The 21676-nt window shown below is 67.7% G+C and carries 16 protein-coding genes and 1 pseudogene; 7 read left to right on the top strand and 10 right to left on the bottom strand.

The window, feature by feature from the left end; translation table 11 throughout:
• Window positions 1–69: 69 nt before the first annotated feature.
• Both O1Q03_RS34675 and speB read right to left on the bottom strand, forming a co-directional pair.
• The gene (locus tag O1Q03_RS34675) at window positions 70–1395 is read right to left on the bottom strand and encodes an MFS transporter (protein WP_269509437.1); all 1326 of its coding nucleotides are present in this window, start codon (window positions 1393–1395) and stop codon (window positions 70–72) included.
• A gap of 55 nt (window positions 1396–1450) precedes the next feature.
• Window positions 1451–2407, bottom strand: a complete 957-nt coding sequence (gene speB / locus O1Q03_RS34680) for an agmatinase (protein ID WP_269509439.1) — start codon at window positions 2405–2407, stop codon at window positions 1451–1453.
• A gap of 133 nt (window positions 2408–2540) precedes the next feature.
• Between speB and O1Q03_RS34685 the strand changes: the two genes are divergently transcribed.
• A complete protein-coding gene (locus O1Q03_RS34685; protein ID WP_269509441.1) occupies window positions 2541–3458 on the top strand; it encodes a LysR family transcriptional regulator in 918 nt (305 codons plus the stop codon).
• Between the two features lie 69 nt (window positions 3459–3527).
• Here O1Q03_RS34685 and O1Q03_RS34690 read toward each other — a convergent pair whose 3' ends face one another.
• Entirely contained in the window at window positions 3528–3992 is a 465-nt protein-coding gene (locus O1Q03_RS34690; RefSeq protein ID WP_269509443.1) for an Lrp/AsnC family transcriptional regulator, read from the bottom strand.
• A 134-nt stretch (window positions 3993–4126) separates the two neighbouring features.
• Between O1Q03_RS34690 and O1Q03_RS34695 the strand changes: the two genes are divergently transcribed.
• From O1Q03_RS34695 to O1Q03_RS34705, 3 genes are all read left to right on the top strand, one after another.
• On the top strand, window positions 4127–4750 hold the full coding sequence (locus O1Q03_RS34695; RefSeq protein ID WP_269509445.1) for a LysE family translocator: 624 nt from the start codon (window positions 4127–4129) through the stop codon (window positions 4748–4750).
• Between the two features lie 270 nt (window positions 4751–5020).
• Complete coding sequence (locus O1Q03_RS34700; protein ID WP_269509447.1) at window positions 5021–6610, top strand: S53 family peptidase; 1590 nt, start codon at window positions 5021–5023, stop codon at window positions 6608–6610.
• A 73-nt stretch (window positions 6611–6683) separates the two neighbouring features.
• Window positions 6684–8360 (top strand): S10 family peptidase, encoded by a 1677-nt coding sequence (locus O1Q03_RS34705; protein ID WP_269509449.1) that lies wholly within the window; start codon window positions 6684–6686, stop codon window positions 8358–8360.
• A 139-nt stretch (window positions 8361–8499) separates the two neighbouring features.
• On the opposite strand, the gene nadE is transcribed toward O1Q03_RS34705, so the two are convergent.
• The 3 genes from nadE to O1Q03_RS34720 all read right to left on the bottom strand — a co-directional run bounded on the left by nadE (window position 8500) and on the right by O1Q03_RS34720 (window position 11084).
• Window positions 8500–9348, bottom strand: a complete 849-nt coding sequence (nadE, locus tag O1Q03_RS34710; RefSeq protein ID WP_269509451.1) for an ammonia-dependent NAD(+) synthetase — start codon at window positions 9346–9348, stop codon at window positions 8500–8502.
• 258 nt (window positions 9349–9606) lie between these two features.
• Window positions 9607–10473, bottom strand: a complete 867-nt coding sequence (locus O1Q03_RS34715) for a DMT family transporter (RefSeq protein ID WP_269509453.1) — start codon at window positions 10471–10473, stop codon at window positions 9607–9609.
• 425 nt (window positions 10474–10898) lie between these two features.
• Complete coding sequence (locus O1Q03_RS34720) at window positions 10899–11084, bottom strand: hypothetical protein (RefSeq protein ID WP_006752380.1); 186 nt, start codon at window positions 11082–11084, stop codon at window positions 10899–10901.
• A 202-nt stretch (window positions 11085–11286) separates the two neighbouring features.
• On the opposite strand from O1Q03_RS34720, the gene O1Q03_RS34725 reads away from it, so the two are divergent.
• Together O1Q03_RS34725 and O1Q03_RS34730 are read left to right on the top strand one after the other, a co-directional pair.
• The gene (locus O1Q03_RS34725) at window positions 11287–12045 is read left to right on the top strand and encodes a DeoR/GlpR family DNA-binding transcription regulator (protein WP_098551096.1); all 759 of its coding nucleotides are present in this window, start codon (window positions 11287–11289) and stop codon (window positions 12043–12045) included.
• A gap of 162 nt (window positions 12046–12207) precedes the next feature.
• Window positions 12208–12783 (top strand): annotated as a pseudogene (locus O1Q03_RS34730) (phospholipase D-like domain-containing protein); the annotation flags it as partial.
• A 127-nt stretch (window positions 12784–12910) separates the two neighbouring features.
• Here the strand turns inward: O1Q03_RS34730 and O1Q03_RS34735 are convergent.
• From O1Q03_RS34735 to O1Q03_RS34745, 3 genes are all read right to left on the bottom strand, one after another.
• Window positions 12911–13585 (bottom strand): TetR family transcriptional regulator, encoded by a 675-nt coding sequence (locus tag O1Q03_RS34735; protein ID WP_269509456.1) that lies wholly within the window; start codon window positions 13583–13585, stop codon window positions 12911–12913.
• 115 nt (window positions 13586–13700) lie between these two features.
• Window positions 13701–14969: an NAD(P)/FAD-dependent oxidoreductase gene (locus O1Q03_RS34740; RefSeq protein WP_269509458.1), complete on the bottom strand. Its 1269-nt coding sequence runs from the start codon at window positions 14967–14969 to the stop codon at window positions 13701–13703.
• Window positions 14970–15104: 135 nt separating this feature from the next.
• Window positions 15105–16685, bottom strand: a complete 1581-nt coding sequence (locus O1Q03_RS34745) for an amino acid permease (protein ID WP_269509460.1) — start codon at window positions 16683–16685, stop codon at window positions 15105–15107.
• 639 nt (window positions 16686–17324) lie between these two features.
• Here O1Q03_RS34745 and amaB point away from each other — a divergent pair.
• Window positions 17325–18836, top strand: coding sequence for an L-piperidine-6-carboxylate dehydrogenase (amaB, locus tag O1Q03_RS34750; RefSeq protein ID WP_269509462.1), 1512 nt, complete (start codon window positions 17325–17327; stop codon window positions 18834–18836).
• A 147-nt stretch (window positions 18837–18983) separates the two neighbouring features.
• Here amaB and O1Q03_RS34755 read toward each other — a convergent pair whose 3' ends face one another.
• Window positions 18984–21455 (bottom strand): DUF3772 domain-containing protein, encoded by a 2472-nt coding sequence (locus O1Q03_RS34755; RefSeq protein ID WP_269509464.1) that lies wholly within the window; start codon window positions 21453–21455, stop codon window positions 18984–18986.
• Window positions 21456–21676 lie beyond the last annotated feature (221 nt).

Below are 21676 nucleotides of genomic sequence, written 5' to 3' on the forward strand. Positions count from 1 at the left end.
GGCGCGTGCTGCGCGCCGCCGGACAGCGCAAAAAAACGGGCAGGCGACGCGCCTGCCCGTTGCGGGGTCTTACGCGGTGCGTGCGCCGCGCGGCAGCGCGTCGCGCGCCTTGCCGGGCGCACCCGCATCGTCGATGCTGACGCGGCGCGAGATCAGCCACACGCACAGCGACGACAGCACGGCAGCGCTCGTGTACTGGAGCGCGAGCGGCCACCATTGCGGCGCGGTGTTCTGCGCGACGATGGTCGCGACGAGCGGCGTGAGGCCGCCGGCGAGCGCACCGCACACCTGATACGCGATCGAGATCGCCGTATAGCGGATCCGTGCGACGAAGATGCCGCTGACGAAGCCCGCGACGACCGAGTAGTAGCCCGATTCCGCGAGCGTCGCGAGGCCGACGCCGACCGTGATCGACACCGGCGTGCCCAGGTGCACGAGCGGCAGCATCACGAACGGGACGATCATCGCCCAGGCGCCGGTGATCAGCAGCACGCGCGTGGTGCCGAAGCGCTGCGCGAGGAACGCGGCCGCGAGCTGCACGACGAACTGCAGCACCGCGACGATCGTCATGCAATGCAGCACCATCGACCGGTCGAGCGACAGGAACTGCGTCGCGTAGCTGATCATGAAGATGTTGCTGAAATACACGCCGGCGATCCCGTACACGTTCGCGCCGATCGCGAGCAGCAGCAGCGGCCAGACCTTGAGCGCTTCGCGCAGCGGTTTTTGCGCGATGTTGCCGCTCTTTTTGACTTCCTCGAACTCGGGCGATTCCGACACGCTTGCGCGGATCACGAAGCCGACGATCAGCAGTACGGAACTCGCGAGGAACGGCACGCGCCAGCCCCAGCTCATCATGTCGTCCTTCGACAGCGTGCTGATCGCGCCGAACGCGAGCATCGACAGGATCAGGCCGCTCGCGCTGCCCAGCTGCGCGAACGACGCGAAGAACGTGCGCTTGCCTTCGGGCGCATGCTCGCCGGCGAGCAGCACCGCACCGCCCCATTCGCCGCCGACCGCGATGCCTTGCAGCACGCGCATCAGCACCAGCAGGATCGGAGCGATCACGCCGGCTTGCGCATGCGTGGGCAGCAGGCCGATCGCGACCGTCGACACGGCCATCAGCATCAGCGTCGCGAGCAGCGAACGCTTGCGGCCGAAGCGGTCGCCGAGATAGCCGAACATCACGCCGCCGAGCGGCCGCGCGAAGAAGCCGACCGCGAACGAGCCGAACGACGCGAGCAGGCTGATGAAGCGGTTTTCGCCGGGAAAGAACAGCGGCCCGAACACGATGGCGGCGGCGGTCGCATAACTATAGAAGTCGTACCACTCGATCGTGGTGCCGACGAACGAAGCGAGCGCCGCCCGCTTCGGTTGCTTGACGGAAGTCCCCATCTCGTCGTGTGCTCCTCTGGAATCCTCTGATTTTGGAATAGTGACGGCGCCGGGATCAGTCGCGGTACGCGACGCCCGGCAGCACGCACAGCAGCTCGTACGCGAGGTTCGCGCCGAGCAGCGCCGTGGTGCCGAACGGGTCGTACGGCGGCGCGACTTCGACGAGATCGCAGCCGACGATGTTCAGCCCCTTCGCGCCGCGGATGATCTCGAGCGCCTGCGGCACCGTGAGGCCCGCGATTTCCGGCGTGCCGGTGCCGGGCGCATACGCCGGGTCGATACCGTCGATGTCGAACGTGATGTAGACGGGCGTATCGCCGATGCGCGCGCGCACTTCTTCCATCAGCGGCGCGAGCGACTTGTTCCAGCATTCCTCGGCCTGGACGACGCGGAAGCCCTGCTCGCGGCACCAGTCGAAATCCTCGGCCGCATAGCCGGTGCCGCGCAGGCCGATCTGCGTGACCTTGTCGCCGTGCAGCAGCCCTTCCTCGACCGCGCGGCGGAACGGCGTGCCGTGCGCGATTTTTTCGCCCATCATCGTGTCGTTCACGTCGGCGTGTGCATCGACGTGGATCAATGCAACCTTGCCGTGCTTGCGGTGGATCGCGCGCAGGATGGGCAGCGCGATCGTATGGTCGCCGCCGAGCGTGATCGGCTTGCAGTCGTGTTCGAGGATCGCGTCGTACGCGGCTTCGATGCGGGCGATCGAATCGTGCAGGTTGTACGGATTGATCGCGACGTCGCCGATGTCGGCGATCTGCAGCGAATCGAACGGCGCGGCGCGGGTGGCCATGTTGTAAGGGCGCAGCAGCACGGATTCGGTGCGGATCTGGCGCGGGCCGAAGCGCGCACCGGTGCGGTTGGAGGTGCCGAGGTCGAACGGCACGCCGACGAAACATGCGTCGAGGCCTTCGGCGCTCGACACGTGCGGCAGGCGCATCATCGTCGCGATGCCGCCGCAGCGCGGCATTTCATTGCCGCCGAGCGGCTGGAAATAGGGGTGGTCGTTCATGGGGCTGTCTCTTCCGATGTGGGGTTGCCGTATCATTCGACGCGGCCTGGCGCATAGTTTTACGCGTCCGGCCGGAAAGAAGAATGCGAAGATATCGACGTAAACATCGATTTTCATCGATGTATGGAAGGGGATGAACGTGCTGGGGAATCTGTCGACGCTCGATCTGCGGTTGATCCGCGTGTTTCTCGCGGTCACGGACGCGGGCGGCGTATCGGCCGCGCAGTCGGTGCTGAACGTCGGCCAGTCGACGATCAGCGCGCAGCTGTCGTCGCTCGAGACGCGGCTCGGCTACCGGCTCTGCGAGCGCGGCCGCAGCGGTTTCCGCCTCACGCCGAAGGGCGAGCGGTTCCACGCGATGAGCCGCAAGCTGCTCGCGGCGCTCGACGAATTCGGGATGGCGGCGCGGCACATGGACCGCCAGCTGGTCGGCACGCTGAACATCGGCCTGATCGGCCATACGCCGGTCAGCCAGAACGCGCGGATCGCCGAGGCGATCGCCGCGTTCCGCACGCGCGACGAAGCCGTGCGCTTCTCGATCTCGGTGCGCGCGCCGGGCGATCTCGAGGAAAAGCTGCTGAGCGACGAGATCCAGATCGCGGTGGGTTACTTCTGGCATCGCGTGCCGTCGCTGCACTACACGCCGCTGTTCATCGAGCGGCAGGTCGCGTACTGCGGCCGCGGCCATCCGCTGTTCGACGGCGCGGGCGCGCTGACGCCGGCCGACGTCGCCGGCTTCGAATGGGCGTGGCGCTCGTATCCGCTGCCGGAGGCGCAGATGTCGACGACGCCCGATCGCGTGACCGCGACCGCCGACAACATGGAAGCCGTCGCGCTGCTGATCCTGTCGGGCCATCATCTCGGCTACCTGCCGCAGCATTTCGCGGCGCCGTACGTCGCGCAGGGGCTGCTCATGCCGCTCAACCCGGAGCAGTTGCGCTACGACGTCACGTTCCACATGGTCGTGGCGCGCAACGGGCGCGGCGACCCGGTCGTCGAAGCGTTTCTCGAGGATCTCGAGCGCGCGCATCAGTCTCCCGACGTGGTGTGACGCGCCGCATGATGCCGGCGCGGCCGGCAACGTGAACCCGCGTCACACGGGCGCGGCCTGCCGCCAGGGTTACGGCACCGGCAATCCCGCGTCGTGCTTCACTTCCCGCAACGACAGCGCCGATTCGATCGACGTCACGCCCGGCAGCATTCGCAGCGATTCGCGCAGGAACGTGCCGTAGTCGTCGAGATCGCGCGCGACCACCTGCAGCAGATAGTCGGCCGTGCCTGCGACGTTGTGGCATGCGAGGATCCGCTCGATGCCGAGCACTTCCCGTTCGAACCGGTCGGCGACCTTGCGGTCGTGCGTCGCGAAACGCACGAGCACGAACGCGACGACGCCGAAGCCGAGCGCCTGGCGCGACAACTGCGCGCGGTAGCGCTCGATATAACCGTCGCTTTCGAGACGCTTCAGGCGACGCGCGCAAGGCGTCTCGGACAGGCCGACGGCGTCGGCGAGACGCGCGATCGGCACGCGGCCGTCGCGCTGCACCGCAGCGAGGATCGCGCGATCGGTTTTATCGAGTTCGGTCATTTTGGCGGAATCCTTGTTGGAACCACATGATTGTGGAGGATTCCTCTGTCGATCGCGAGTTCGGTGTCCAAAATGGCCAATAATCCCTCGTCCCTCAGCGGCAACATATCGTCATTGGAGGACGGGGGCAGACCATGATTTCCACGCATTTGCTGTTGATTTATCTCGCCGCGCTGGCGGCCATCTATGCGGTACCGGGGCCCGACATGGCGCTCGTGCTGCAGACCAGCATCGGTCGCGGCGTGCGTCCGGGCATGGCGGCGGCAGCCGGCCTGTCGCTGTCGCGCACCGCGCACGTGACGCTGTCCGCGTGCGGCGTCGCGGCGCTGATTCGCAGTGCGCCGTGGCTGTACGAAGTGATCCGTTACGGCGGCGCGCTCTATCTCGCGTACGTCGCGATCCAGGTGTTCCGCTCGCCGGTGTTCGCGCTCGGCGACGGCGAGGCCGCCGCCGCGGGCGAACTGCGGCAATCGTTCGTCAAGGGGCTGCTGACGAACCTGCTGAACCCGAAGGCGCTGCTGTTCTGCTCGGTGCTGCTGCCGCAGTTCGTGCGTCCCGAAGCCGGGCCGGTGGTGTGGCAGATGTTCGAACTCGGCGCGCTGCTCGTCGCGGCCGGCGTGTGTTTCGACGTCGCATGCGTGTTCGGCGCGTCGCGCATCGCGGCGTGGATGCGCGCGCATCCGCTCGCGCAAACCGTACAGCGCTGGACGTTCTCGGCGGCGCTGATCGGCTTCGCGCTGCGCCTGTCGATGGACTGACCGGCCGATCGAACCGCATCCCGGCATCGCTGCCGTGCCGCTCGACCGGCACGCACGCTGCGGTGCATCAACGACCCGAGGCCGCGCGCAATGCCGGCCTTTGCACGCTTGTTCGTCGCGGCGGCGCACACGCGAAAATCGTCTGACTGTTCTAAACTTCCTTGAACTTCGCGCTGCTGCGAACCGACTGACCGAGCGGAACCGTGTGCCGCCGGCCATGTCCGATTTCCTGGCTGTTCCGTGCAACGCGGTACCAAGGAGGGTCTGAACATGGCAAGACATCTTCAAGCCGACCGTGAACCCCGCATCGTCGCCGAGTCGAAGTGTCTCGGCCAGTGCGATCCGGCACAACGCATCCACGTCACGATCATGTTGCGGCGGCAGGAAGAAGGGCAACTCGATGCATTGGTCCACCAGCTCGCTGCCGGCGACGCCCGCGCCAAACCGGTGTCGCGCGACGCATTCGCGCAGCGTTTCTCCGCGAGCCCCGACGACATTCGCAAGACCGAGGACTTCGCACGCCGTCATCAGCTGACGGTCGATCGCGTCGATCCGGTCGAAAGCGTCGTCGTGCTGTCCGGCACGATCCAGCAGTTCGAAGCCGCGTTCAGCGTGAAGCTCGAGCGTTTCGAGCATCGTTCGATCGGCCAGTATCGCGGCCGCTCGGGCCCGATCGTGTTGCCCGACGATATCGGCGATGCGGTCACGGCCGTGCTCGGCCTCGACAGCCGCCCGCAGGCGCGGCCGCACTTTCGTTTCCGTCCGCCGTTCAAGCCTGCCCACGGCGCGGCGGCCGTCACGTTCACGCCGATCCAGCTTGCATCGTTGTACGACTTTCCGGCCGGCGACGGCGCCGGGCAATGCATCGCGATCATCGAACTCGGCGGCGGCTATCGCGCGGCCGACATCCAGCAGTACTTCCGCGGGCTCGGGATCACGACGCCGCCGACGCTCGTCGACGTGAACGTCGGCACCGGCCGCAATGCGCCGACCGGCGAGCCGAACGGCCCGGACGGCGAAGTCGCGCTCGACATCGAGATCGCCGGTGCGATCGCGCCGGCCGCGAAGATCGCGGTCTACTTCGCGCCGAACAGCGACGCGGGCTTCATCCAGGCCGTGAACGCGGCCGTCAACGACAAGACCCACCAGCCTTCCGTGATCTCGATCAGCTGGGGCGGCCCGGAAGCGATCTGGCAGGCGCAGTCCGCGCAGGCGTTCGACCGCGTGCTGCAGGCGGCCGCCGCACAGGGGATCACGGTGTGCGCGGCGTCGGGCGACAGCGGCGCGGGCGACGGGTTGCAGGACGGCACCGATCACGTCGATTTCCCGGCGTCGAGCCCATACGTGCTCGGCTGCGGCGGCACGCAGCTCGATGCGCTGCCGGGGCAGGGCATTCGCAGCGAGGTCACGTGGAACGACGAGGCGGCCGGCGGCGGCGCGGGCGGCGGGGGCATCAGCACGATGTTCGACCTGCCGACGTGGCAGAAGGGGCTCACCGTGACGCGCGCCGACGGCAGCAGCACGCCGCTCGCCAAGCGCGGCGTGCCGGACGTTGCCGGCGATGCATCGCCGCAAACCGGCTACGAGGTGTCGATCGCCGGCACGCCCGCGGTGATGGGCGGCACGAGCGCGGTCGCGCCGCTGTGGGCCGCGCTGATCGCGCGGATCAACGCGGCGGCCGGCGCATCGGTCGGCTGGGTCAATCCGGTGCTGTACAAGAATCCGGGCGCGCTGCGCGACATCACGAAAGGCTCGAACGGCACGTATGCGGCCGCGGCCGGCTGGGATGCGTGCACGGGCCTCGGCAGCCCGGACGGCGCGAAGCTCGCCGCGCTCCTCGCGCGCAAGCCGTCGAGCTGACGCGCCGGCACCTGCATTTCCTTTCGACGCGGGTTCCCTGCCCGCGTCTTTTTTCACCTCCAGGAGCAGCACGATGGGCATCGATTCCGCATCTTCCGGCGGCGTGTATCCGCTGCATCACGGCGACCTCAATTCGCATGGCGTGCCGGCGGCCGTCAGTCCGGTCGCGCTGAGCCTCGGTCGCGACCAGCCGTTCTTCGATCCCGTTGCATACGGCAACGGCCCCGACGACTCGGTAACCGACACGACCGAAGCGGCCGCGATCACGCACCACACGATCCTGATCGACGGGAAGCGCATTGCCTATACGGCGACCGCCGGCCACCTCGTGACCGTCGATCCGAGCAGTTCGCAGCCGGCCGCGAAGATCTTCTACGTCGCGTTCACGGCCGACGGCGCGAAGGAAGAAACGCGGCCCGTGACGTTCTTCTATAACGGCGGGCCCGGTTCGTCGTCGGTGTTCGTGCTGCTCGGCTCGTTCGCGCCGAAGCGGATCAAGACGTCGATGCCGGGGTTCACGCCGCCCGCGCCGTACCAGATCGAAGACAACCCCGACAGCATGATCGACCACAGCGACCTGGTCTTCATCAACCCGGTCGGCACCGGCTACTCGGCGGCCGTCGCGCCGAACAAGAACCGCAATTTCTGGGGCGTCGACCAGGATGCGGATTCGCTGAAGCAGTTCATCAAGCGCTACCTGACGAAGAACAACCGCTGGAATTCACCGAAATACCTGTTCGGCGAGTCGTACGGCACCGCGCGCAGCTGTGTGCTCGCGTACAAGCTGCACGAGGATGGCGTCGACCTGAACGGCGTCACGCTGCAGTCGTCGATCCTCGACTACCGGCAGGCCGGCAATCCGGTCGGCGCGTTGCCGACCGCGGCCGCCGACGCGTGGTATCACAAGAAACTCGGCGTCAAGCCGGCGCCGGCGAATCTCGGCACGTTCGTCGAGGAAGTCGCGCAGTTCGCGCGCACCGACTATCTGAACGCGCTGCGCAACGTGCCGCATGCCGACCCGGCCGTCGTGCAGAAGCTGTCGGAGTACACGGGCATCGACACGGCGACGCTGCAGTCGTGGGGGCTCGACATCGCCGGCTACGATGCGCGCGGCAATTCGCTGTTCCTGACGACGCTGCTGCACGCGCAGGGGCTCGCGCTCGGCTCGTACGACGGCCGCGTGACGGGGATCTCGTCGGGCATCGCCGGCAAGATCGATCCGAACTCGGGCGGCAACGATCCGACGATGACGGCGGTCACGGGCGTCTACACGGCGATGTGGAACAGCTACCTGAACGAGCAGCTGAAGTTCACGTCGAACTCCGCGTTCACCGACCTGAACGACCAGGCATTCCAGAACTGGGATTTCAGCCACATCGACCCGACCGGCGCGCAGCAGGGCATCGATGCGAAGGGGAACGTGATCCTCTATACGGCCGGCGATCTTGCGGCGGTGATGGCGCTGAACGTCGACCTGAAGGTGCTGTCGGCGAACGGCTTCTATGATTTCGTCACGCCGTTCTACCAGACCGTGATCGACCTGCAGCAGATGCCGCTCGAGGATCAGAAGGTGCGGCAGAACCTGTCCGCGCGTTTCTATCCGTCGGGGCACATGGTGTATCTCGACGCAGGCTCGCGCACCGCGCTCAAGCGCGATCTCGCGACGATGTACGACGCGACGGTCAGCGATACGGGCGCGCGGATGCGGATTCGCGCGTTGCAGGCGAAGAAGACGGGCGGGCACGCATAGCGTCGCCCGGCGCCGATGTGCCGCGCGCAGCCGGGACGCTGCGCGCGGCGGTGGGTCTGCCGCGGGGCGGCCGGCTTGTGCGGTTGGCTATGCAGTTGGCTTATGCGGCCGGCTTATGCGGCCGGCATATGCGTGCAGCTTATGCGGTCGGCCAGTCGAACATCGTGTACGGCAGTGCGCGCTTGTGGCGCGAGCCATCGTAGAAGCGCAGCACCGTTTCGTAGACGCGATCGGCGACCGGCTTGCCTTCGAGGAAATCGTCGATCTCGTCGTAGGTCACGCCGTACGCATGCTCGTCGGGACGCAGCGGGCGCAGCTCCTCGAGGTCGGCCGTCGGCACCTTCATCACGATCAGCTCGTCGCCGCCGAGCGCGCGTGCGACCCCGCGCACACGACGCTTGCTCAGGCCTGCGAGCGGCAGAATGTCCGCGCCGCCGTCGCCGAACTTCGTGAAGAAACCCATCAGCGATTCGGCCGCGTGATCGGTGCCGATCACGATGCCGCGCCGCGCGCCGGCCACCGCGTACTGCGCGATCATGCGCTCGCGCGCCTTGATGTTGCCGTGCACGAAATCCTGCTGCGCCGGGTTTTCGAACGCGTGGCCGGACGCGACCAGCGAACGGAGCATCGCATCGGCGGCCGGCTTCACGTCGACGGTCAGTACTTCGTCCGCGCGCACGAACGCGAGCGCGCGCTGCGCATCCTCTTCATCGTTCTGCACGCCGTTCGGCAAGCGCATCGCGATGAAGCGCGCATCGTAGCCGCCGGCGCGCAGCTGTTCGACCGCGAGCTGCGCCAGCCGGCCGGCCGTCGATGAATCGACGCCGCCGCTGATGCCGAGCACGTAGGTCCGCAGGCCGGTCGAACGAAGGTACTGCGCGAGGAAATCGACGCGGCGGGCGATTTCGGCCTCGGCGTCGAAGTGCGGGGCGACGTTCAGTTCGGCAATGATCGCGCGTTGGCGGCTGGCGTAATCGGCGGATGTCATGAGGGAAGTTCCGGAACGAAATGCAAGGCGCCCATCATAAGCGCAATCGCGGCCCGGCGCCGCGCTGGGCGTGCGATCGGGCCGCCGCGCGTTGCATCGGCGAGACGCGGTGCATCGTGATGGTGCAGCCCGTGATCGGGCGCACTGGAGCGGGCGTCCGGATGCGTCGTTTCGAGGCGTCGCTTCGATGCGTGCGCGGCCGATTCGTGCGCGGCCGATGCCGTCGACGCTCGCGCCCGCATCAGCCCCGCGCCCCCGTCAACCCCGCGCCAGCACGACGCCCACCAGCGCGAGCGCGAACCCCGCGAGCTGGACGGCCGCGAGCGTTTCGCCGAACAGCAGATAACCCTGCAGCGCGGCGAGCGGCGGCGCGAGAAACAGCAACGACGTCGCGTGCGCCGCGTTACCGCGGCGCAGCATCCACATCAGCATCGTGACCGCGCCGCCGGACAAAAACACGATGCCCCACACGAGCGATATCCACAGCGCCGGCGCGCCGATCCAGCGCGATTCGTGCAGCAGCGCGACGAAAATCGCCGCGACGATCGCCGCGCCGAAATTCTGCACGGCGACGGCCGTGCGCAGGTCGTTCTGCGCGAGCTTGCCCTTCTGGTACAGCGAGCCTGCAGTGATGGAGCCAACCGACAGCACCGACACGGCCACGACGAACCACGCCGGCGCGGCGCCCGGCGGCGCGACGCCGCCCGCGACCTTCGGCGCGAGCACGAGTGCGACGCCCGCGAGCCCGAGTGCCATTCCGAGCCAGCCGCGCGCGGGCAGCCGCTCGTCGAACAGCGGCACCGCGAGCACGGCGGTGGCGAGCGGTTGCAGTGCGCCGAGCAGCGCCATCACGCCGGCGTTCAGCCCTTGCGCGACGGCCCAGTAGCTGGCGCCGAGATAGACGCCTTGCAGCAGTGCGCCCGCGATCAGGTGACGCGGCCATTCGCGGCGGGCCGGCCACGGCGCGCGCGCGACCAACGCCACCACGCCGAACAGCACGGCCGTGCCCGCGAAGCGCGCAAGCAGGAACAGGTTCGGATCGGCGTAAGGCTTGATGGCCCGCGCGACGATGAAGCCGGTGGACCACAGCGCGACGAAGGCCGCGGCGACGAGCGAGGTAAGCATTCAGGGCGAGCCGCGACGCGGCCGGACAAATCGTGAAGTCGGCCAGTATCGGGCGAAGCGAGGGAGCCGTCTTGTCGAATTCTGCACTCGCTGGCGTTTGCACGCTTGGTCGCCACACCGTAGCGGAGCGGCGGCGAAGGCGTTAAGTCGGGGCCAGTATCGGGCGAAGCGAGGTTGCGGTCTTGTCGGATTCTGCGCTCGCTCGCGTTTGCACGCTGGGTCGCCACAGCGCGCGGAATGGCGGCGAAGGCGATCGTCGAGGACTGCAAGTGCTGCGGCCGGCAGCCGTATAGGCGTCGCGCCGGCGCGCGGCACGACTGCACGCGGACCGCGCGTCATCGAACGGCCGGAGCCGGGTGAACGGGCCGCAACGGGCACGCGCACATGCGCACATGTGCGCGCACGACTTCAAAACGTCGGGAAGATCAGTCGAGCGAGAACGTGTCGAGCGGCTGGTTCGCGCGCGCGTCGGTCGCGAAGCGCGCGGCGAGCTGTTCGTACAATCGGCGCGCCTCGTCGAGCGTCAGGTCGATCCAGTACGGATCGCCGGCGCCGTCGTTGAGTCGTTCGGGCGAAAACTGGATTTCGAGCACACTGCCTTTGCGATACATTGCGCGAGTTCCTTGATGGTCTGTCGTTCAGCGAAACACCGAGTGTAGCAATCGCATGCCGCACAGATTCGCGCGCCTCAGGCAATACACAATTTCACTTTCGCGGCACGCGCTCGCGCGTCGCGCTGCCGTCAAATGACGGTCAAACGGCCGTAATACAATGATCGGCTTACCCATTACCAGTCGCCCCGGGCGCATTGCGATGCTGGCGGAACAACGTCATCAATACATCCTGTCGGAGCTTGGACGGTCGGGCGCGCTGTCGGTCGCCGAACTCGTGCGTTCGCTCGACGTGTCGCGCGAGACGGTGCGGCGCGACCTGAACGCGCTCGCGGCGCGCGGCCTGCTCGTGATGACGCACGGCGGCGCGCTGGCGGCGGACCGCCGCGAGCCGAGCCTGTCCGAGCGCGAAGCGGCGAACGCCGAAGCGAAGCGCACCATCGGCCGGCGCGCGGCCGAATTCGTGCCCGACGACGCATCGGTGCTGATCGACTCCGGCAGCACGCCGCATGCGGTCGCGCTCGCGCTGGCCGACCGCCACCGGCTGTCGATCTACACGAACGACTGGCGCACCGCGTTCGTGCTCGCGCGGCGCAACGGCAATCGCGTGACGCTGCTCGGCGGCGAACTGTCCGACGACGAAGATGCGACGTTCGGGCTCGATACGATCCAGCAGCTCGCGCAATACCATGTCGACTTCGCGTTCGTCGGCGCGGGCGGCATCACGGCCGACGGCGACTGCACCGACTATTCGCGGCTCGCCGCCGAAGTGCGCAGCCGGATGATCGCGGCCGCCGGCACGGCGATCATCGTCGCCGACCATTCGAAGTTCGGCCGCGTGACGCCGGTGCGGATCAACGGTACGTCGGCCGCGCGCTATCTGGTCACCGAACGCATGCCGGACAAGGCCGTGCGGCGCGCGCTGACGGCCCGCGGCATCGAGCTGCTCGTGTGCGACTGACGCCGCGCCGACATACAAGATTCATCGAACGGTCATCGCACCGGAAGAAGCGCCGTCGACACTGACCCATTCATCTCTACCGGCCGGCCCGGCAGGAGCAACGAATGACCGTCAGCGTACGCAGCTACCTTTCCCCGACCCTCGTGCTGCTGGCCTTCGTGCGCGACGAAGGCCGATGCCGCGCAGCACGACGGCCAGTCCCTCGATGCGGCGACGCTCGCGAACCTCGAGCTGTACCATCGCCGGCGCGATCGCCGCGACGTGATCGATGCTGCGTATTTTTCGCCGGCGACGGTGCCGCACGGTTTCGAACCGGAGCTGCGCCTGTTTCCGGGCGAACCGGCGCCGGTCTATCCGCCGGTCGTGATCCATCACAAGTTCATCGTGATCGATGCGGAAGGCGCGAATCCGATCGTCTATACGGGTTCGGCGAACATGAGCCGCAACTCGGAGCAGTACAACGACGAGAACCTGCTCGAGGTCCGCGACACGCGAATCGCGGCGATCTATCTCGCGGAATTCCTGCGACTTTACGAACACTATCGTGCGCGGGCGCTGTCGATCGGAACGAAGCGGCGTGGCGCCAGTGCGCCGCGGCAGCTTGCGCTCGCAGCGGATTCGAGCTGGGCGAAGAAGTATTACGTGGCGGGCAGTCCCGAAGAGAAGGCGCGGATCGCACTGGCGTCGAGCGTGCCGGCGGACTCGATGGCCGCGCCCGTCCGGCGTCGGGTGGCTTGAACGGGCGCGCAGCGTGCGTCCGGCTCATGCCGGTTGCACGCGGTGCGCTGTCGTGCCGGGACGTGCGCCGCCGGAAGGCGAGTTCATCGCTCGCCAGCGGACCTTCGGATGGAATAGTGCCGTGGGTTTACGCGGCGACGTAGCGCAGCACGGAGTCGGCGATCGTCTCGCGATGCCGCGCGCGCAGGCGCGGCGCCGACGGATCGCGGCCGAATGCGGCGCCGAACGTGTAGCGGTTCGACACGCGGTGGAAGCAGAACGAGCTGATCAGCAGGTGCAGGTCGAACGCGTCGATGTCCTTGCGGAACGCGCCGCTCGCCGCGCCGCGCTCGAGCAGTTCCTCGAGCGTCTTGATGATGCTGACGTTGCGGTTCTTGAACGACTTCAGCTGTTCGAGATACTTCGCGCCGTGGATGTTCTCGATCGACACGAGGCGGACGAAGTCGCGATGCTTGTCGTGATAGTCGAACGTGAATTCGACGAGCCGGCGCATGCCTTCGCGCGGCTCCATGTCGCCGACGTGCAGTTCCTGCTCGAGCGCGCGGATGTCGCCGTACACCTTCTCCAGCACGGCCTCGTACAGGCCTTCCTTGCTTTCGAAGTAGTAGTAGAGCATCCGCTTCGTGGTGTTCGTGCGCTCGGCGATCGCGTCGACGCGCGCACCGGCGAGGCCCATCGCGGAAAACTCCTGCGTGGCGACGTCGAGGATGTTGCGCTTGGTTTGCTCGGGATCGTATTTGCGCCGCGCGTCGGACGCAAGCGCGCGGCTTTCGGACGTGGCGGCCTTGCTTCCAGCTTTCATGTGACTTTGTTGTGGGTTCGCGGCGGCATGGAGAAATCATTCTAGCATGCGGGAAATCCCCGCCCGGCCGACCTTGCGCTCTAATCGGCCCGGCGGTTTCGGCCGCCGCCGCGGTTCAGCGTCGGCACGACGCGAGCGCGTCGCGCGCCTGGTACGCGGTGTACGTGAGTTGCGCGGCGGCGAGGCCCGCAAGCCCGAACGTGCGCGTGAGCCCGAACGCGGCGAAGCCTTCCGGCACGGGCTGCTCGCCGGCCAGCGCGGCGGCGAGCGCTTCGCCGGCGACGGTGGTCGGCGCCATCCCGTGGCCGCCGAACGCGAGCGCGTGCCACACGCCGTCCGCGTCGCGGCCGATCTGCGGCATCTTGTGCCGCGCATAGCTCATCAGGCCGCCCCACGCGTAGTCGACCTTCACGCCGTCGAGCTGCGGATACACGCGCAGCAGGTCGCGCCGCAGCAGGCGCGCGATCGCGTCGGGGCCGCGATCGAGCACCGAGATCCGGCCGCCCCACAGGATCCGCGTGTCTTTCAGCGGACGGTAGTAGTCGAATGCGAAGCGCGTGTCGTAGATCGCGTACGGTGCGTCGATCGCGTCCGGCAGCCGCGTGCCGAGCGGTTCGGTCGCGATCACGTAGGTCGCGATCGGCAGCACCGCGCGTTCGATGCGCGGCGACACGCCGCGCGCATAGCCGCCGCCGGCGAACACGACGTCCTTCGCGCGGACCGTGCCCTGCGCGGTGCGCACGACGTAGCCGGCGCCTTCGCGCGCGATGCCGAGCGCGGCCGAGCGCTCGTACACGCGTGCGCCGCCGCGCGACGCGGCCGCCGCGACGCCGAGCACGTACTTGAGCGGATGGAAGTGGAACGCGTTCGGCTCGAACAGGCCGCCGTAATAGCGCTGCGTTTTCAGTCGCGCACGCAGCGCGTCAGTCGCGACCGGTTCCCAGTCGACGTTGAATTCCTGCTTCATCAGCGTGCGCACGCCGTCGAGCCGCGACGGATCGTCGAACCAGTTCGCGAGCATCACGCCCTCGTCGACGATGTCGCAATCGATCCCGTAGCGCGCGATGCGCGTGCGGATCAGGTCGACCGCATCGACGGTGAGCCGGTACAGGCGACGCCCTTCGTCGCGGCCAAGCGTGCGCAGCAGATCGGCGTTGTCGAGGCTGTAGCCGCCGAACACGAAGCCGCCGTTCCGGCCCGATGCGCCGAAGCCGACCCGCTCGCCGTCGAGCACGACGACGTCCGTCACGCCGCGCTCGACGAGGCCGAGCGCCGTGCACAGGCCGGCGAGGCCGCCGCCGACGATGCAGACCTGCGTGTCGATCGTGCCGGTCAGTTGCGGGTAGGGTTGGCGGGTAACGGTGGCTTCGTAGAAGTTCTGCATGCGTGTTCGGTGACTCGTAACGGCGGAAAAACAGGCGGCGCGCGTCGATCTTGCCTGAACGCGCGCGCCGCGTCGAATGGGGTTTTCAATGCGCGGGCCGCCGCGGTCGGGCAGCGGCCGGCGCGCGACCGGGCGTCATGCGCCCGGCGTCGGGTTGGCCGGCCGGGCGACGTAGGCCGGATACCCGGCGTCGGCCTGCTCCGTGGTGTCGCGGATCGCGTTGCGCTCGATCCACGGCGCGATCTCCATGTCCTCGTAGCGGACGAGGCGGCACTTGCGCACCAGCGCGTAGCCGAGCCAGATCACGACGAAGAACGGCAGGCCGATGTAGGTCGCGGCGATGCCGGCCCAGTCGATCTTGTCCGCGAGGAACGCCTGGTAGTCCTGGCCGAGCGCGACGATCGCACACAACGCGAACGCGAACAGCGGGCCGAACGGGAACCACTTCGATCGATACGGCAACTGGTCGAGCCGGTAGCCCTGCTTCACGAAACCCTTGCGGAACCGGTAATGGCTGACCGCGATGCCGAGCCACGTGATGAAGCCGGCCATGCCCGACGTGTTCAGCAGCCAGAGGTACACCGTCTTGTCGCCGTACAGCGACGTGAGGAAGCACAGCCCGCCGATCGCCGTCGTCGCATACAGCGCGTTGCGCGGCACGCCGCCCGGCGACAGCTTCGCGAACAGCTTCGGCGCGCGGCCTTCGACCGCGAGGTTGTAGAGCATCCGCGTGGACGCGTACATGCCCGAGTTGCCGGCCGACAGCACGGCCGTCAGGATCACAGCGTTCATCACGCCGGCCGCAAAGGCCAGGCCGGCGTGGCGGAACACGAGCGTGAACGGGCTCACGCCGATGTCGGTCACGTCGCTCTTCAGCAGGCTCGGGTCGGTGTACGGAATCAGCACGCCGATCACGAAGATCGCGAACACGTAGAACAGCAGGATGCGCCAGAAGATCTGGCTGACCGCGCGCGGGATCGTCGTGCGCGGATTCTCCGATTCGCCGGCGGCGACGCCGATCATTTCGGTGCCCTGGAACGAGAAGCCCGCGATCATCGCGACGCCGAGCATCGTCGCCCAGCCGCCCGCGAACGGCGCGTCGCCGATCGTGAAGTTGCCCCAGCCGGCGCTCGGGCCGCCCTGCATGATCCCGAAGATCATCAGCAGGCCGATGCCGACGAACGCGAGCACCGTCAGCACCTTGATCAGCGCGAACCAGTATTCGGCCTCGCCGAAGCCGCGGACCGACAGCGCGTTGAGCGCGAAGATCAGCGTGAGAAAGATCGCGCTCCACCAGACGCCCGGCACGTGCGGGAACCAGTAGTTCATCACGAGCTGCGCGGCGACGAGCTCGACCGCGAGCGTCACGGCCCAGCTGTACCAGTAGTTCCAGCCGAGCGCGAAGCCGAAGCCTTCGTCGACGAACTTCGAGCCGTAGGTCGCGAACGAGCCCGATACCGGCATGAATGCGGCCATTTCGCCGAGGCTCGTCATCAGGAAGTAGACCATCAGGCCGATCAGCATGTACGCGAGCATCGCGCCGCCGGGGCCGGCCTGCGAAATCGATGCGCCGGACGCGACGAACAGGCCGGTGCCGATCGAGCCGCCGATCGCGATCATTCGCAGATGGCGCGCCTGCAGGCTGCGGTGGAGGGACGGCTTCGCGGGCGGCGAGCCGGACGAACGGGGCGAATCGGGGCGGGCATCTGAATGCATGGCGGGTGCTGGGCGCTGTCTCCGGGATTGTTTTGGCTGCGAACGCGACGCGACGCGTCGTGTTGCCGGCCGCCGCCGTCGGGCAGCGGCGGGGCTTCGCGGGAATGTCCGGTGCAACCGGCCCGCGACGCGCGTCGCCTTCGTCTGTCGTCCGGCCGCACGCGGCGGCCGTCGATGCGCCGGGTGCGTGGCACCTCGACGTCGCCTCGATTGTGTGTGCGCGGCGTGGGGTCGGCAACCGATATTTCCGCACAGGGTGATGCGACTTTGTCATCAAGTCGCGGCCGTCGACGCCGGTGCGAATGGCCGGGTAAGGAGCTTCGGATACGTCCCATGCGCGGGCCGAAACGACTCGGCGCGTCCTCCCAGGGTGTTGCGTTTTGGGAATGAAGTCGTGAGTTAATATCAATAGCGGGCCGACTTGTGGCCATCGACAATGTGTCTCATGGATCGTGCCTTGCGAGGTGAGGGCGCGCCGTCCGGCCGGTTTTCCGGCGGCGGCGCAGCGCGATGCGCCACGCGGCGCACCGGCCTGCCGAGCAGCGCATCCGCTTGCACACGGCGCGCGAACGCGCTCCAATCGAATCACGCGGGCGGCGTCGCCGCCGCACCGATCAATCTGTCCCTGAAGAGGAAGTGATGCAATTCAACGACATTCTCGCCGCGCTCGATATCGATCTCGCCCAGTGGAAAGGCAATGCGCTGACCGCGCGTTCGCCGCTCGACGGCGCGACGCTCGCGACGCTGGCGGTCGACTCGCCCGCCGACGCCGAGCGCAAGATCGACGCCGCACACGAGGCATTCCTCAAGTGGCGCACGGTGCCGGCGCCGGTGCGCGGCGAACTGGTGCGCGTGTTCGGCAACGTGCTGCGCGAGCACAAGGCCGAGCTGGGCCGCCTCGTCACGCTCGAAGCCGGCAAGATCACGTCCGAAGGGCTCGGCGAAGTACAGGAAATGATCGACATCTGCGATTTCGCGGTCGGTCTGTCGCGTCAGCTTTACGGCCTGACGATCGCATCCGAGCGCCCGGGCCACCGGATGATGGAAACGTGGCACCCGATCGGCGTGTGCGGCGTGATCTCGGCATTCAACTTCCCGGTCGCGGTGTGGGCATGGAACGCGGCGCTCGCGTTCGTGTGCGGCGATTCGGTCGTGTGGAAGCCGTCGGAAAAGACGCCGCTCACCGCGATCGCGTGCCACGTGCTGCTCCAGAAGGCGATCCGCGAATTCGAGAAAACGCATCCGGGCGTCGCGCCGGCAGAGCTGAGCCAGCTGGTGCTCGGCATGCGCGATGTCGGTGAAGTGCTGACGTCGTCGAAGAAGGTGCCGGTCGTCAGCGCGACGGGCAGCGTGCGGATGGGCCAGGAAGTCGCGAAGGTGCTGAGCCAGCGCCTCGCGCGCGGCATCCTCGAACTCGGTGGCAACAACGGGATGATCGTCGCGCCGAGCGCCGATCTCGACCTCGTGGTGCGCGCCGTCACGTTCGCGGCGGTCGGCACGGCCGGCCAGCGCTGCACGACGCTGCGCCGCCTGATCGTCCATCGCAGCATCGTCGATCAACTGCTGCCGCGCATCGAGAAGGCGTATGCGTCGGTGAAGGTTGGCAGCCCGCTCGAGGAAGGCACGCTCGTCGGCCCGCTGGTCGACCGCGCGTCGTTCGACGCGATGCAGAAGGCACTGGCCGATGCGCGCGAGCAGGGCGGCGAAGTGAAGGGCGGCGAGCGCGTCGACATCGGTCACGCCGATGCGTACTACGTGCGTCCTGCCATCGTGCGGATGCCGAAGCAATCATCGGTGGTCGAGCGCGAGACGTTCGCGCCGATTCTCTACGTGATGGTCTACGACAACTTCGAAGACGCGATCGACGTGCACAACGCGGTGCCGCAAGGCCTGTCGTCGGCGATCTTCACGAACGACATGCGCGAGGCCGAGCAGTTCATGTCGGCAGCGGGCAGCGATTGCGGGATCGTCAACGTGAACATCGGCACGAGCGGCGCGGAAATCGGCGGCGCGTTCGGCGGCGAGAAGGAAACGGGCGGCGGCCGCGAGTCGGGTTCGGATGCGTGGAAGGCTTATATGCGCCGTGCGACGAACACGATCAACTACAGCCGTCAGCTGCCGCTCGCGCAGGGCGTGAAGTTCGACGTGTGATGGTGCGCGCCCGGGAGGGCGCGTCAGCGATCGAATGACAAGGGCCGGTTGCCGCGTAAGCGGTAACCGGCCCTTGTCGTTTTCGGTGCTGCGCGTACTGCGTGTGTTGCCTATGCTGCGTCGGTCGATCGGCACGCACGCGCATGCTCATTCACTCAACGGCTCAGGTCGCGTGGCGTCATCGCTCGCGGGCATGTTCTGCACCACCAGCATCTGCGGCGTCGACAGCGTGATCTGCGCCGCGCGCAACTGCTTCAGGATCTCGAACAGCAGGTCGCTCTTCGTCGAGCTGGCGATCCGCGGGCTTGCCACATAGCCCGTCACGCTCAGCGTGATGCCGTCCGGCGTCAGCTGGCTGAACGTGACCGATGGCGCCGGTTTCTCGAGAATCGCCGGGTGTTCGCGATACGCGTCGAGCAGCAGGTCACGCACCTGTTCGGGATCGGTGTTCAGCGGGAAGGTCAGCATCAGCGTCGCGACGCCCTGCGTGCTGTTGCCCATCGTCACGTTGCGCACGTTCTGCGAGATCAGTTGCGAGTTCGGCACGATCACGGTCGAGCGGTCGCTCAGCTGGATCTCGGTCGCGCGCACGTTGATGCGGCGAATGTCGCCTTCGACACCCGCGAGACTCACCATGTCGCCGACCTTCACCGGCCGCTCGGTCAGCAGGATCAGCCCCGACACGAAGTTCTTCACGATCTCCTGCAGGCCGAAACCGATACCGACCGACAGTGCGCTGACGATCCAAGCGAGGTTGCTCCATCTGACGCCGAGCAGCCCGAGCGTCATCAGCACGATCAGCACGTAGCCGACGTTGGTGAACAGCGTGACGAGCGACACGCGCATGCCCGCGTCCATGCCGAGCGCCGGCATGAACTCGCTGTCGAGCCAGCGGCGCACCGAGCGCAGCAGGTAGAAGCCGATCGCGAACCCGATCACGGCGTTCATGATCCGGTCCGGCATGATGTTCAGGCTCTGCAGCCGTTGCCCGCCGATCATCGCGATCAGGCTGTCGAGCAGGTCGCTCGGCGTCGTGCCGAAGCCGCCCGTCAGCAGCGCGACGGCCGCGACCAGCATCAGCAGGCTCGTGCCGAGGCCCGACACGACGGTGTGCGCCTGGTCGAGATGGCGGTCGTCGAGCGCGAACAGGTGCTTGATCTGCTTGCCGGTCGACAGGCTCGTGGAGAACAGGCTCTCGCTCGCGTCGCGCGTCAGTTGCGTGAGGATGTAGACGCTGCACAGCACGATCTCGAACCACACGAGTTCGTACGTGATGAAGCGCGCGACCGTGATGTAGCCGATCACCAGCGCGACCAGCGACGCGACGATCGCCAGCGTGACGCCGGCATGGATCACCCCCGCAAGCGTCGAGCGATGCTCAGGCGCTTCGCCGGCTTGCGCGAGCGCGCTGCGCACGCGGTTCGCGCGCAGCAGCGATGCGCCGACGGTCAGCGCGACGACGAGCGACACGATCCCGCGGCCGAGCAGCGTGACGGACAGGCTGGTGTCGACGATCCGGTTGATCGATTCGAGCGTGCCGGACATCAGCAACAGCGCGGCCAGCACGCCGGGGAACGGCTTCATCGCGAGCGCGACCTGATCGGCGAGCGCCGGCAGCCGCCACGACGGATGCTTCGTACAGAGCAGCGCGCGGCCGAGGCCGGCGATCAGCGCGCAGGTCACTGCGAGCTTCGCGAACTGATCCCACAGATCGCTCATCGACGGCGTGAGCTCGTAATGCCGGGCGAGCGCGAGATAGAGAATCTGCACGGCAACGGCGGTCGCGAACAGCGTCGAGAACGCCGTCGACAGCGCGAGCGCGCTGCGGCGCAGCCGCGTGGGCGGCAGGCGGTTCAGGCAGACCCACGCGAGCCCGCGTTCGACGAGGCGGCGGCCGCCGAGCCATGCCGCGAGCGCCGCGATCAGCAGCAGCGTGGTGATCGCACGCTGCCCGGGCAGCCACGACGAGCGCAGCATGTCGCGCAGTTCATCGTTGAAATCCTCGAGCCGATGGACGTCGTCGGGCGACAGATGAAACAGCGGCAGCCAGAACTGCGCGCCGAAGATGCTGCCCGAACGGAATGCAAGCTGGTTGCGCAGCAGGCTGCGGTGCAGTTTCGCGAACTGATCGTTCAGGTTCGCGAGGTTGGCCTTCTGGTCGGCGGCCTGTTTCAGCGCGGCGTCGATCTGTGCCTTGCGCGCGTTCAGCGTCGCCCGCTGTTGCGCGACGGCGGGCGTTTCGGGCGATGCGCCCGGGGCCGGCGGCGGGCCGAGCACGTCGAGCTGCGCCTGGATCTGCGTGCGCTGCGGCGCGAGCTCGCTGCGCAGCTTGTCGACGTCGGCGCTCAGTTCCTGCGTCGCGTCGCCGAGCCCGTCGAGCTCCTTGCTGTTGCTCGCGTTCGACGTCTGCTGCTTGATGCGGTCCTGCTGGACCTGCATCTGCTTGAGTTGCGCAATTGCGTCGTTCAGCGAAATGGTCGGCACGGGCGCGCCGACACCGCTCGCGCCCGGCGCGGACGCGGCCGTCGGAAACGCCGACGCGGTCGCGATCGCTGCGAACTGCAGCAGCGCGAACAGTGCGAACCGGCGTGCGTAGAGGGAAAGTCGTTGTATGGACATGGAATGCTTACGTTTTGCTGACAATCCCGGGCGCCGAAAGGCGCCGGGAAGCCGGGAGTTGGCCCGGTAGCATGTTACCGGGGTGTGGCGGCGGCCATGACGGCGCTTGTGCGCAAGGGTGTGTCGCGCGCCGGGCGGCCTGCGGTGCCGTGCGACGGCGCGCAGCGCCCGTCCCGCGGGGCTCGCGCCGGCGTCGGCTGCGCGGCTGCGGCGGCGCAGCG

The organism is Burkholderia sp. IMCC1007 (assembly GCF_027257875.1).
Taxonomy (GTDB): domain Bacteria; phylum Pseudomonadota; class Gammaproteobacteria; order Burkholderiales; family Burkholderiaceae; genus Burkholderia.

Excerpts from the sequence above, each read along its gene's own strand:
- O1Q03_RS34675 (WP_269509437.1), bottom strand. The coding sequence starts at position 1,395 with ATGGGGACTTCCGTCAAGCAACCGAAGCGGGCGGCGCTCGCTTCGTTC.
- speB (WP_269509439.1), bottom strand. The coding sequence starts at position 2,407 with ATGAACGACCACCCCTATTTCCAGCCGCTCGGCGGCAATGAAATGCCG.
- O1Q03_RS34685 (WP_269509441.1), top strand. The coding sequence starts at position 2,541 with ATGAACGTGCTGGGGAATCTGTCGACGCTCGATCTGCGGTTGATCCGC.
- O1Q03_RS34690 (WP_269509443.1), bottom strand. The coding sequence starts at position 3,992 with ATGACCGAACTCGATAAAACCGATCGCGCGATCCTCGCTGCGGTGCAG.
- O1Q03_RS34695 (WP_269509445.1), top strand. The coding sequence starts at position 4,127 with ATGATTTCCACGCATTTGCTGTTGATTTATCTCGCCGCGCTGGCGGCC.
- O1Q03_RS34700 (WP_269509447.1), top strand. The coding sequence starts at position 5,021 with ATGGCAAGACATCTTCAAGCCGACCGTGAACCCCGCATCGTCGCCGAG.
- O1Q03_RS34705 (WP_269509449.1), top strand. The coding sequence starts at position 6,684 with ATGGGCATCGATTCCGCATCTTCCGGCGGCGTGTATCCGCTGCATCAC.
- nadE (WP_269509451.1), bottom strand. The coding sequence starts at position 9,348 with ATGACATCCGCCGATTACGCCAGCCGCCAACGCGCGATCATTGCCGAA.
- O1Q03_RS34715 (WP_269509453.1), bottom strand. The coding sequence starts at position 10,473 with ATGCTTACCTCGCTCGTCGCCGCGGCCTTCGTCGCGCTGTGGTCCACC.
- O1Q03_RS34720 (WP_006752380.1), bottom strand. The coding sequence starts at position 11,084 with ATGTATCGCAAAGGCAGTGTGCTCGAAATCCAGTTTTCGCCCGAACGA.
- O1Q03_RS34725 (WP_098551096.1), top strand. The coding sequence starts at position 11,287 with ATGCTGGCGGAACAACGTCATCAATACATCCTGTCGGAGCTTGGACGG.
- O1Q03_RS34735 (WP_269509456.1), bottom strand. The coding sequence starts at position 13,585 with ATGAAAGCTGGAAGCAAGGCCGCCACGTCCGAAAGCCGCGCGCTTGCG.
- O1Q03_RS34740 (WP_269509458.1), bottom strand. The coding sequence starts at position 14,969 with ATGCAGAACTTCTACGAAGCCACCGTTACCCGCCAACCCTACCCGCAA.
- O1Q03_RS34745 (WP_269509460.1), bottom strand. The coding sequence starts at position 16,685 with ATGCATTCAGATGCCCGCCCCGATTCGCCCCGTTCGTCCGGCTCGCCG.
- amaB (WP_269509462.1), top strand. The coding sequence starts at position 17,325 with ATGCAATTCAACGACATTCTCGCCGCGCTCGATATCGATCTCGCCCAG.
- O1Q03_RS34755 (WP_269509464.1), bottom strand. The coding sequence starts at position 21,455 with ATGTCCATACAACGACTTTCCCTCTACGCACGCCGGTTCGCACTGTTC.